Raw genomic sequence first — 12,484 nt, forward strand, 5'->3', positions numbered from 1 at the left:
GCTCTTATGAGCATATTTTTATTTTTATTTCAGGATATTACAATGTCTAACATCGTATCAGGTACAGTTAAGTGGTTTAACGAGTCTAAAGGTTTTGGTTTCATCGAGCAAGAAAATGGCCCAGACGTTTTCGCACATTTCTCAGCAATCAAAAGCGAAGGTTTCAAAACTTTAGCTGAAGGCCAACGTGTAGAGTTTACTCTTTCACAAGGTCAAAAAGGTCCACAAGCTGATAACATCACAGCTGTATAATTTTACTTTTTAAGTAAAATGAAAAAAAGCGCTTAAGGCGCTTTTTTTGTGTCTGGAATTTGACTCAAACCAAACAACGCCCATTATCAATGTAAATTAGCTAAATGATATTGCTATTATTAAGCCCCACCTAATATTTGTTTTCTATTCTTCTGAGTCATTCTTCTAAGCCATTGCGCTAATGCAAGTGAGTTTAAGCTTGTAATTTATACCGAACATTTCTCCCTTATAATTTTAAAACGACAAAGATCAGCTTGTTGGTATTACTCTCGCTATTGTAAAAGATATTTGCACAGCTATTGCTATAACCAGCGTGTTTAAATTGCTTCTTTGGGAGCATGCTTATAATTTATACCAACCTGCATAAATCTTTGATCAATTTAACGAATTAAATTGCACTATAACGTCGTTAAAAATTTTTTATTGAGAACAACTAGATACAAAAATTTTTGCCTAGTTCTAGCGTAATTTCCTTAACGTTAAATAGACCCCATACATAAGCAGATTGGTATTAGTTCAAAAAGACCCTCACTTAGGTCTTGTTCTAATTGCTAAAAACACCGAACGTGAACCTCTATTTATTGGTATTAGTATAAATAATCCAAAATATGCAAAGCAGTTTTTTTTAAAATTGTAAGAGGTGATACATATGAGTTATTAGTAAATAAAATTGGCTTTAAAACGGATGAAAATTTACTGATTTTTGGAGACGAAAAACAATTTATGGATTTGTTTTCAAAAAGAAAGATAGATCTAATTTCAAGTTCAAAAGTTACAATAAAGTATAGCTAGAGCTCTTTGGATATAAAGCAACTGACGTAGTGAAGTGCAAAAATCACTCCATCCTGAGTTTGCTGGTAATTACATAGCATTTAATAATCGGTACCTAAACCTATTATAAAGCGATTTAACAATGAGTATAAAAAGTTAAAAACGAAAGGTGACTTTGCTGCTTATAAATACCCCACTATTATTAATTTACCTTTCGTAAGGTAGCCCTTTATCTTTTTTTACTTTTAAAAATGCAGCTTGTAGTGCTTCAACTAAACGCATATCTGTTTTTTTATTCGCAGCTAAATAAGCATCAATTGTTAGCTCATCTATTTTATAAATAAACCTTAAGTGTGCTGGTTTGAGCTTTAGATAGTCGCTCATCTGCTGCATATATAATGGATCGTCTACAATTAAATCTACTTTTTTAGCTAATAGTAAAGAGTATGATTTTTGAATGTCAGAGGTTAAAACAGCTTCAAATCCAAGTTTCGTGAGGGTTTGTGTTGAAAAGTCATTGCGTTGCATTGCAATTTTATACACTTTTGCTTGTTCAGTATTATTTATAATAAGATCATTTCGCTCTGATAGGCCGATAAAGCCCAGCTCAAACCGTCCAACTGGTCCAATCCAATAAAATTTATTTTCTCGCTCTACAGTGCGAGCAAGGCTGTATATAAAGGTATTTTTTAATTCATCTGCAATTTTATAAGCACGTGCCCAAGGATACATTTGAATGTTAGGTGTGAGATCAGCCTCAGCAAATATATCCCTAATAAATTGAGTACCTTCACCTGCAACTTCGCCATTAATTAATACTTGGTTTGGTGGCGCTAACTCAGTCACAACAAGCAGAGTTTCCTTTGCTTGAATATACACGGAACAAGTAAAAAGAAGGGAATAAAGAATATATTTCACAATAGCGAATCGTCATTCGGTTAGCTTAAGTAATATAAGTGTGGCTGAAAATATGAAAAATACAAAAATTATTTATGTGAACTTGTTACTAAGATATTGGTTTATTTGAGTTATGTACAACTATAAAGGAGGCTAGATAGGTAAACGGCTTGAGGTCTGAAGTAATTGAAGCTAAAAAACTATGCTCTAAAACGATAAAAGGGCCTTGCGGCCCTTGGTGAAGTATCGTTCAAGTCAGATAGAGCTTTAACCCCTTAAAGCGCTATCCTCTTGTTTTGCAACACCGGTGTTCATCTCAATAAGTTTCTAAGCTAGCGAGAGGAAAAACCCAGCAATTGCTGCGCTCATAAGGTTAGCCATAGATCCTGCTAACACTGCTCTGAGCCCTAAGCGTGCGATATCCTTCCGCCTGCTAGGCGCCATACCGCCTAACCCACCTAGTAAAATGGCTATCGATGATAAGTTAGCAAAGCCACATAAAGCAAAAGTAACAATTGCTTGTGTGTGCGCACTTAACGTATCGCGATAATTTATAAAGTCTAAGTAAGCAACAAACTCGTTTACTACTATCTTTTGACCAATAAAGCTGCCGGCTATAATCGCTTCGTCCCATGGCACACCTAGTAACCATGCAACTGGAGCAAATACATAACCTAATATTTCTTGAAGCGTTAATGTCGGGTAATCAAACCACCCGCCAATACCGCCTAATAAACCGTTTAATAGTGCAATTAGCGCTACAAAAGCAAGTAACATTGCACCTACATTAAGTGCTAAATGCATACCGTTTGCTGCACCTGATGCTGCTGCATCAATTACATTTACAGGTTTATCTTCGTCATCTAAATCTAAATCAGCTAAGTTATCTTTAGGAGTTTCAGTTTCTGGCACAATCATCTTGGCCATTAAAAAACCACCTGGTGCAGCCATAAAGCTCGCCGCAATAAGATACTTAAGATCTACGCCAATAATTACGTAACCAGCCATTACAGAGCCTGCTACAGTGGCTAAGCCACCTACCATCACTGCAAACAATTCTGATTTTGTCATCGTTGCTATAAATGGCTTAACTATTAACGGAGCTTCAGTTTGGCCTACAAAAATATTTGCCGTTGCTGAAAGCGATTCTGTGCGAGAGGTTTTCAATAATTTTTGTAAACCGCCGCCTAAAATCCTAATTATCCAATCCATAATGCCAAGGTGATATAACACAGCAACAAGTGCTGAGAAAAACACGATAACGGGCAAAACTTGAATTGCAAAAATAAAACCTAATGTGTCTTGTGAGGCAAGTGGACCAAATAAAAACCCAATACCATCATTAGCATAACCAATAACCGACGAAACGGCTGATGACATACTCGTTAACACATTTTTTCCTGCTTCGAAAAACAGAACAAAACCGCCAATAACAACTTGCATCGCAAACGCTATACCAACGGTTCTTAAATTAATTGCCTTGCGATTAGTTGACGCAGCAAAGGCAATGCTTAGTAGCACACACATGCCCACTAAGCTCATAAATGTTGTCATACAAATGTTTCCCGTTGTTATTCTTGTAGTAAATATTTAATTTTACTTTTTATTATATCAATCGCAACGCGGTTCATGCCGCCTCGAGTCACAACTAAATCAGCGTTATGCTTCGAAGGCTCAATAAATTGATAAAACATCGGTCTAACAGTTGCTTGATACTGCTCAACAACAGATTGTAATGTTCTGCCTCGTTGCTCCATATCACGTTGCATACGACGCATTAAACAAATATCTAAAGGTGTATCTATAAACACCTTAATATCAAATTCTTTATTAAGCGCTTTGTCACTCAATAGTAAAATACCTTCAACAATCAGTATTTTAGCAGCAGGAACTCGGCGTGTGGTTGCACTACGCGTATGCTGTGCATAATCATACGTTGGTACTTCTACTGAGTTACCACAACGAAGTTGTGTTAAATGCTCAAGCATCAACGCGTGTTCAAATGCATCTGGATGGTCGTAATTTGTTTGCGTACGATGAGCCATAGGCAAATGCGACTGATCCTTGTAATAAGCATCTTCTTCAATAATGGCGATAGCGCCTGGTTCAAGCTCATTAACCAATTCATTGTATATAGTTTGGCTAAAAAGAGATTTGCCCGACGCAGACGCGCCTGCAATAGCTATAATAGTAGTTCGTGTCACTAAAGTTCTCATCCACACAGAAAGATATATTGTTGGTAGATCACAATAGCAAAAAAGACACGATTAATCTCTTTTGCTTCGCTCAAGAGTGCAAATTTATAATGTTTAGGTTTTATGAAACAGGACTTTTGTCCTGTACGGAAAATTCGATCAGCGGATAAAGTAACCACCTAGAATCAAAGTGAGGTCAAAATGGCAAGAGCAATTATTTTAATGGCAGATAGCCTAGGAATCGGTGCAGCACCAGATGCAGATAAATTCGGCGATCTTGGGGCTAATACATTCGCTCACTTACTAAAAGCATATTACGACGAAACAGGCAGTGCACTGTCGCTTCCTAATTTATCTAAATTAGGATTAGTAGACGCATGTGAAGCTGCCGGTGGCGAACCGTGTTTAATTTCAAACCGCCAAGCACCAGAAGGTGCATGGGGTTACGCTAAAGAAATCTCTAGCGGAAAAGACACGCCATCTGGTCATTGGGAAATGGCAGGCGTACCAGTGTTATTTGATTGGGGATATTTCCCAAAAACACAGCCAAGTTTCCCACAAGAATTTATAGACGAGTTTATAGCTCGTACAGGTATTCCTGGCATTTTAGGCAATTGCCATGCATCAGGAACTACCATTTTAGAACAGCTAGGTGAAGAGCACGTAAAAACAGGTAAACCAATCTGTTACACCTCAGCTGATAGCGTGTTTCAAATAGCCGCGCATGAAGAGTCATTCGGCCTAGAGAAGCTTTATCAAGTTTGCGAAATCGCACGGGCGCTACTTGATGAAATGAATATAGGACGAGTGATTGCGCGGCCATTTTTGGGTTCAAATAGCCAAGACTTTGCCCGAACGGGTAATCGTCGTGACTATTCAGTACTTCCGCCAGCACCAACATTGCTAGATGTGCTAGCAAAAGACGGCGGCGAAGTAATTAGTATTGGTAAAATTTCAGATATTTACGCGCATCAGGGCATAACCCAAAAGCACAAAGCACCTGGGCTTATGAACTTGCTAGAAAAAACCAGCGAAGTAATGGAAAGCGCGCCAGATCGTAGCTTAATCTTTACTAACCTAGTTGATTTTGATGAAAAATTTGGTCATCGTCGTAATCCGGTAGGATACGCAAAAGCATTAAAAGAATTTGATGACTATTTACCAACTATACTAAATCAGTTAAAAGCAGATGACGTATTAATGATCACTGCAGATCATGGCTGTGACCCAACCTTTCCAGGTTCTGAGCACACTCGTGAATACGTACCTGTTATTGCATACCAAGCAGGTATGAGTAACACACCATTAGGTGAACGCAATAGCTTTGCAGATATAGGCCAAACACTGGCACAGTGGTTTAGCTTATCTGCGCTTGATTACGGCGACAGCTTTTTAAATGAGCTAAAAACGCCAAATAAAAAGGAAAACAATTAATGAGTACTCCGCATATCAGTGCAAACGTTGGTGATTTCGCCGAAACAGTATTAATGCCAGGCGATCCGCTACGTGCGCAATATATTGCTGAAAACTTTTTAGATGATGCAGTACAAGTTACCGGCGTTCGTAACATGTACGGTTTCACTGGCACTTACAAAGGTAAGCCAGTAAGTATCATGGGTTCAGGCATGGGCATTCCATCAATGTCTATTTATGCACGTGAGCTAATTGTAAGCTTTGGCGTTAAAAATATTATACGTATTGGTACGTGTGGCGGTATTGGCACAGATATCAAAATTCGTGACGTAATTTTTGCACAAGGTGCAAGCACAGATTCAAACGTAAACCGTGCACGCGTACGTGGCTACGATTTTGCTGCTATTGCTAACTTTGACCTACTTTTAAACGGCGTAAACGCTGCTAAAGAGCTAGGCATTAAAGCAAAAGTAGGTAACGTATTTACAACCGACACATTCTATCAAGCAGATGACTCGTTCTATAAAGACTTAGACAAGTTAGGCATGCTAGCAGTAGATATGGAAACAGCCGGTTTATATGGCGTTGCAGCTGAATACGGCGCAAACGCAATGGCATTATTTACAGTAAGTGACCACGTAATCACTGGCGAAGCAACACCTGCTGATGAGCGTCAAAGTACGTTTAATGAAATGGTTAAAATTGCATTAGAGTCTATCTAATCAATAAAACAGTTCCTTGGTAACGTATTCACTAAGTTTTGGAGACACGCCCAAAGTGAAGTGAGACTAAACCTCCAAAGCCGCATTTTATGCGGCTTTTTTTATGCCTGAAGAAAATGAGCAGCAGCTTCTAATTACTTAATCCAGCCATCTAAAACTATGTTTTTAAACGCCTGCAAGCAGCGCGTCTACAAGTGAATTTTAACCACCGCGTTAAGTTTTCCACGTAGGCGCAGAGCTTGCTCGCGCGAGAAGCGAAGCTTCTAATTGCTTAATCACCCATCCTAAAAACTATGTTTTTAAACGCCTGCAAGCAGCGCGTCTACAAGTAAATTCTAACTACAGTGTTAAGTTTTCCACGTAGGCGCAGAGCTTGCTCGCATGAGAAGCGCAGTTTCTAATTACTTAATCCCCATCCTAAAAACTACGTTTTTAAACGCCTGCAAGCAGCGCGTCTACAAGTAAATTCTAACCACAGTGTCAAACTTGGCAGATAGGCGCAGAGCTTGCTCGCGCGCGAAGCGAAGCTTCTAATTACTTAATCACCCATCCTAAAAACTACGTTTTTAAACGCCTGCAAGCAGCGCGTCTACAAGTAAATTTTAACCAGAGTGTCAAATTTTGCAGGTAGGCGCAGAGCTTGCTCGCGCGAGAAGCGCAGCTTCTAATTACTTAATTACACAACAAACTTAACCTTTAAAAACAAAAAAAGGGCCAAAGCCCTTTTTTATGGTGTTGCGCCTAATCATACAGGCCAAATACTGAGTGCTTAAACAATCTCACCAGCTACTATCGTATTAAAGCTGTCGTTGTCATGTAGGCTTGCAAATGCGCTCTCATGTAATAGCTCATTACGTAAGTTTGGAGAGTATTCAAGTGCCATTTTAATGTCGGCTAAGGCATCAGCATGCTTATGTGTTAGTGCATAAGCACATGCGCGTTGCCAATAGGCATAACCGTAATCGCTATCTATATCAATAGCTTGATTACACAGCTCAATGGCTTGTGCTGTTTCATTAATTTCTAGTAATGCATCGGCTTTATAAGCAATGGCTTCAACATCTTCTGGTTTGCGATTAAGTATTTCGTCAAAAATTTCAATCTTATTAGCAAAATCACTTTCTAGGTTGGCGCGCATCCACAGCGAATGAACTTCGTTAGTCACCGATATGCGCTCTTGGTTGCTGAGTATTTCTTCTGAGCGTACACGTAGTTTTTCTTCAAGAATTTTTAATCGGTCTTCATACTCGTCTGTAATTACACTCACACGTGTATTTACAATGTCTTCTACTTTGTTTTTAACATCGCGCAACGAGTTCCAACCCACTAAGACCAAAATAGAAGCCGTAGCGGTAATTATAAAAAATACATTATTAATAGTATCGGTAGTGTACGTTAATGCGCGGTCAGCAGTATCAAGCTGCGCATGGGTTACCTGTTTAGTTACATCTTCACGGAGTTTTTGTTGATCTTGCCTAACCGCTTTTAGCTCGTCGAGTATGTAGCGCTCCATTAGCGGTTTATACATAGGCTCTTTAAGTTGTTGAAGGGCTTGTTGCTCTTGTTGTGCTGTAGGTGAGGCAGGTTGTTTTTCAGCAGAATTTACTATGCCCGAAAAAAAAGTTAAACAAACAAAAAGTGTAGATAGGTAATAACGCATCGATACGCCTAATTAAATTAATTACTGTAATAACTTTAACATGCAGGGCTGAATGGCACTAGGGCGCGTTGACTTTTCAGGATTAAAATTAACCTAATTTAGATAGGAACAGTAGTTGTAAGAATTTTTTAGCCTAGTGAGCCTAGGAATAACAGGGTAAAGCTTGAGCATTTTGCTAATACTTAGGTGGTTTTAGGAAAAATAGGCAAAAAAAAGCCAGCTCAATATGAGCTGGCAAAAACTGCTTAAAACAACAATATGTCGTAGGGATTCACAGGAGAACAACTTCATACTAACTGAACCTTTCTGAACAAATACTTAATTCAATTCAATTAGTTAAAAATATAAGAATACTTTAAGTATTCGGTTTATAAAGTAAAGGTGCATTGGGCTTAAGTAATGCACCTTTATAATTATAACTATATAACTACAATTTCATGGTGAAGGGGGGTATTCCAATGTGCGCTTTAAATAAATTAAAGCCACTTTCAAACCCTTCACATACCATTACGCCGAAATTTTTCAATTCGATCACAGGTCTAGTAAAAAGATTAAGGTTAGTTTACTAATTTTGTATTTTACCCTGCAATACTTTACACGAGTGTCATCAGATTTATTTTTACTATTATTTAAAACGTAATTACAAAGCTATTGTTAAATACATCATTAGCAAAAGACCAATCAAAAATATAAATTGGAGCAATCGTTTTAAATAGTATGTTGAGGCTGGCGTAGCATAATTTATGCGCCTATATTAAGGATACGTAAGTGTTTAGGCAGGCACACTAAATAATAAGTAAGCCGATTAAATAAAAATAACCGTTACTTTTTAAAAAGTTATAAATACATAAGCAACAATACTGATTGATTAAGTATTTTACTTTTCCATTATAAGGATTCCAGAATGAGCAACCCTAAAGCAGGCCAATGTCCGGTCATGCACGGCAGTAATACTAAAACGTCTAATCCCAATACTGATTGGTGGCCAAATGCCCTAAACTTAGACATTCTTCATCAGCACGACACCAAATCAAACCCATACAATAGCGACTTTAATTATGCTGAAGCATTTAAGTCAATCGATCTTGACGCGCTAAAAACAGATGTAAAAAGCTTAATGACCGATAGCCAAGATTGGTGGCCAGCCGATTGGGGACATTATGGCGGTTTAATGATTCGCCTAGCATGGCATTCAGCGGGTTCTTACCGTTTAGCCGATGGCCGAGGAGGCGGTGGTACAGGTAATCAACGTTTTGCACCACTTAACTCATGGCCAGATAACGGTAACCTCGACAAAGCGCGCCGTTTACTGTGGCCAATAAAGAAAAAATACGGTAACAAGCTTTCATGGGCCGACTTAATTATTTTAGCGGGCAACATGGCATACGAATCAATGGGTTTAAAAACCTTTGGTTTTGCAGGCGGCCGAGAAGATATTTGGCACCCTGAAAAAGACGTTTACTGGGGAGCTGAAAAAGAATGGTTAGCGCCAAGTGACGGTCGTTACGAAAGTGTAGATAAACCAGACACGATGGAAAACCCATTAGCAGCAGTACAAATGGGCTTAATTTATGTAAACCCAGAAGGTGTTAACGGTATACCCGATCCGCTTAAAACAGCGGCTCAAGTTCGCGAAACCTTTGCCCGCATGGCAATGGATGACGAAGAGACCGCTGCATTAACTGTGGGCGGCCATACTGTAGGTAAAACACATGGTAACGGTAAAGCTGAAAACTTAGGCCCAGAACCAGAAGCTGCAGACGTACACGAGCAAGGTCTTGGCTGGAATAATACAACAACACGCGGAATTGGCCGCGATACTGTTACTTCAGGCCTTGAAGGTGCGTGGACTACACACCCAACGACATGGGATAACGGTTACTGTTACTTACTTCTAAACTACGAATGGGAACTGACTAAAAGCCCAGCAGGCGCTCATCAGTGGGAGCCTATTAATATTAAAGAAGAAGACAAACCTGTTGATGTAGAAGATCCATCAATTCGCTTAAAGCCAATGATGACTGATGCTGATATGGCCATGAAAGTGGACCCTGAATATCGCAAAATCATTGAACGTTTTAATAACGACTTTGAATACTTTTCAGATGTGTTTGCGCGAGCATGGTTTAAACTGACTCACCGCGACTTAGGCCCTAAATCATGTTACTTAGGCGCCGACGTACCAAGTGAAGACTTAATTTGGCAAGATCCAATTCCAGCCGTTGATTACACATTAACAGACGACGAAATTAGCGATCTTAAAACGACATTATTAAATTGTGGTGTTAGTGCCGCTGATTTAATAAATACAGCTTGGGATAGCGCACGTACTTATCGTGGTTCTGATAAGCGTGGCGGCGCAAATGGTGCACGCATTCGTTTAGCACCGCAAAAAGATTGGCAAGGTAATGAGCCAGAACGTTTAGTATCAGTACTTAGTGCGCTTGAAAAAGTGCAGGCTGGCTTGAATAAACCAGTTAGCATCGCCGACTTAATTGTTTTAGGTGGTACAGCAGCCGTAGAACAAGCTGCAAAACAAGCGGGTGTTGATGTAAACGTACCGTTTGCACCAGGTCGAGGAGATGCAACAGACGAAATGACTGATGCAGAATCGTTTGATGTATTAGAACCAATTCATGATGGTTTTAGAAATTGGTTGAAAAAAGATTACACAGTATCAGCTGAAGAGTTATTACTAGAACGTAGCCAGTTAATGGGATTAAGTGCACCAGAAATGTCGGTACTTATTGGTGGTATGCGAGTACTAGGTACTAACTATGCTGGCAGCGAACATGGCGTATTTACAAATAGCGTAGGCTCATTAACCAACGATTTCTTTGTAAACTTAACTGACATGTCAAACCGTTGGGAGCCGGTGCAAAAAGGCTTATACAATATAGTTGACCGTCAAAGTGGTACGACTAAATGGACGGCAACACGCGTTGATTTAGTATTTGGATCAAACTCTATATTGCGCGCACTTGCTGAGTTTTATGCACAAGACGACAACAAAGAGCGTTTTGTACATGACTTTGTAAATGCATGGGTAAAAGTAATGAACGCAGACAGGTTCGATCTTAAATAATCTGTACGCTAAATAAAAACGGGGGAGTAATAATTTACTCCCCCGTTTTTTAATATTTGCCATACCGTTACACAAAGCTGCCTTTTTATAAAAATTGACAACTTACGACCCATACCCCAGATTAAATAAGCGACGATAGAAAGCTATTTTTGCATTAAATTTTGCACACAGCACTACTTAGTATTGCTCACAAAAATATCGTAATCTATCTAAGTCATATAAAAGTTAGGCATTAAAAAAGGCGGCAAAAGCCACCTTTTTGTATAAAACAATAAAACTTATAGAAGTGCAAAAAGCTTTTGTAGTTGTGGCATGTATTCGCTCACAAGTTCAAGGTTGCTTTCGCTTACTAAAGAATCCGTAGACTCCGCAGCTGCGCTTGAAGATTTACCAAACGAACCCATTAACGAGCTAGCGCCACTATCTTTAGCACTTTTAAGGCTTTGCAGGCCGCCCATTACTTTAGTTGCCGTTTCTTGGTTATCAGCAGAAAGGCCCGATTTAAGATTTTCGATATAAGCCATTGATACTTCAGAACCTACAGTTACTAGCTGCTCTGGTGTAAAACCGTAACGGTTTGTAACACCCGCGAAGCTTTTGTACAGGTCTTGCTCTTTAATCATGCTTAGTGCGCTATTAGCTAAAGAGCTTTGTTCGCCAACGCTTTGCTCTGCAGAACCACCTAACATACTTGCTAAATCTAAGTCTTTTAACGACTCTTGGCTGCTTGCCCAGCTAGTTACAGCAGGTAATGCTTTCATGTAGCTTTGTAATTGGCCTTCGCTAATGTCTTCTGCAAGGCTTGAAAAACTCATTGCTAATAAGCTAAGTGATAAAAGTATTTTTTTCATTGGGCATTTCCTGTTGTTTAATTAACGCTATTTAAAACTAAATGTAAGCGCTTGCCAATACAAAACTAAAGTATTAGGGGGATTTAGGCTATAAAGTAGTATAAATACTTTAAAGTCCTATAACTTAAGCTGATTCAGCACAAATATAGTTACAAATGATATAATGCATTTTTGACAAATAGAGCTGAACACAATGTTAACAATTTCAAATACTGTCACTATCGATGAATGGGAACTAGAGCTCACGGCTATTCGTTCGCAAGGTGCCGGTGGTCAAAATGTTAACAAAGTGGCAAGTGCAATTCATTTACGCTTTGATATTAACCGCTCTAAATTACCTGACTTCTACAAAGAACGCTTGCTTGCCTTAAATGATTCAAGAATCACCAAAGAGGGCGTTTTAATAATTAAAGCGCAAAGCCACCGTACACAAGAGCTAAACCGAGAAGATGCCCTTAAACGTTTAAAAGATTTAATACTCAGTGCTACCGTTGTCAATAAGGCGCGTCGTGCCACCAAGCCTAGCCGTAATTCACAGCGCAAACGTATGGATAAAAAAACTAAACATGGGCAAAACAAAGCGCTACGCGGCAACATTAAGTTTTAGTTTTAAACGGTATAAATAAAATAGAGAGGGG

General features: G+C 39.0%; 10 protein-coding genes. 5 read left to right on the forward strand and 5 right to left on the reverse strand.

Features of this window, described 5'->3' with window-relative positions:
• The first annotated feature begins 42 nt into the window (after positions 1-42).
• Positions 43-252, forward strand: a complete 210-nt coding sequence (locus I6E80_RS07895; protein WP_002959120.1) for a cold-shock protein — start codon at positions 43-45, stop codon at positions 250-252.
• Positions 253-1,230: 978 nt separating this feature from the next.
• On the opposite strand, the gene I6E80_RS07900 is transcribed toward I6E80_RS07895, so the two are convergent.
• The 3 genes from I6E80_RS07900 to udk form a co-directional block, all read right to left on the reverse strand.
• A complete protein-coding gene (locus tag I6E80_RS07900) occupies positions 1,231-1,941 on the reverse strand; it encodes an ABC transporter substrate-binding protein (protein WP_024599427.1) in 711 nt (236 codons plus the stop codon).
• 306 nt (positions 1,942-2,247) lie between these two features.
• Positions 2,248-3,474, reverse strand: coding sequence for a NupC/NupG family nucleoside CNT transporter (locus I6E80_RS07905; protein ID WP_024599426.1), 1,227 nt, complete (start codon positions 3,472-3,474; stop codon positions 2,248-2,250).
• A 17-nt stretch (positions 3,475-3,491) separates the two neighbouring features.
• Positions 3,492-4,124 (reverse strand): uridine kinase, encoded by a 633-nt coding sequence (gene udk, locus I6E80_RS07910; RefSeq protein WP_007583533.1) that lies wholly within the window; start codon positions 4,122-4,124, stop codon positions 3,492-3,494.
• 192 nt (positions 4,125-4,316) lie between these two features.
• On the opposite strand from udk, the gene I6E80_RS07915 reads away from it, so the two are divergent.
• Together I6E80_RS07915 and deoD are read left to right on the forward strand one after the other, a co-directional pair.
• Positions 4,317-5,549 carry a phosphopentomutase gene (locus I6E80_RS07915; RefSeq protein ID WP_024599425.1) on the forward strand — a complete coding sequence of 411 codons (1,233 nt, stop codon included), beginning with the start codon at positions 4,317-4,319 and terminating at the stop codon, positions 5,547-5,549.
• Positions 5,549-6,250 (forward strand): purine-nucleoside phosphorylase, encoded by a 702-nt coding sequence (gene deoD / locus I6E80_RS07920; RefSeq protein WP_024599424.1) that lies wholly within the window; start codon positions 5,549-5,551, stop codon positions 6,248-6,250. The genes I6E80_RS07915 and deoD overlap by 1 nt, the downstream gene beginning before the upstream one ends.
• Before the next feature lie 769 nt (positions 6,251-7,019).
• Here deoD and I6E80_RS07925 read toward each other — a convergent pair.
• The gene (locus I6E80_RS07925; protein WP_197185278.1) at positions 7,020-7,910 is read right to left on the reverse strand and encodes a tetratricopeptide repeat protein; all 891 of its coding nucleotides are present in this window, start codon (positions 7,908-7,910) and stop codon (positions 7,020-7,022) included.
• Positions 7,911-8,814: 904 nt separating this feature from the next.
• On the opposite strand from I6E80_RS07925, the gene katG reads away from it, so the two are divergent.
• Entirely contained in the window at positions 8,815-10,995 is a 2,181-nt protein-coding gene (gene katG / locus I6E80_RS07930; protein WP_197185279.1) for a catalase/peroxidase HPI, read from the forward strand.
• Between the two features lie 278 nt (positions 10,996-11,273).
• Here katG and I6E80_RS07935 read toward each other — a convergent pair whose 3' ends face one another.
• A complete protein-coding gene (locus I6E80_RS07935) occupies positions 11,274-11,846 on the reverse strand; it encodes a hypothetical protein (RefSeq protein ID WP_024599422.1) in 573 nt (190 codons plus the stop codon).
• A gap of 193 nt (positions 11,847-12,039) precedes the next feature.
• On the opposite strand from I6E80_RS07935, the gene arfB reads away from it, so the two are divergent.
• Complete coding sequence (gene arfB, locus I6E80_RS07940) at positions 12,040-12,453, forward strand: alternative ribosome rescue aminoacyl-tRNA hydrolase ArfB (protein WP_024599421.1); 414 nt, start codon at positions 12,040-12,042, stop codon at positions 12,451-12,453.
• Positions 12,454-12,484: the final 31 nt, after the last annotated feature.

This window comes from Pseudoalteromonas sp. NSLLW218 (assembly GCF_015864775.1).
In the GTDB taxonomy this organism is placed as follows: Bacteria; Pseudomonadota; Gammaproteobacteria; order Enterobacterales; family Alteromonadaceae; genus Pseudoalteromonas.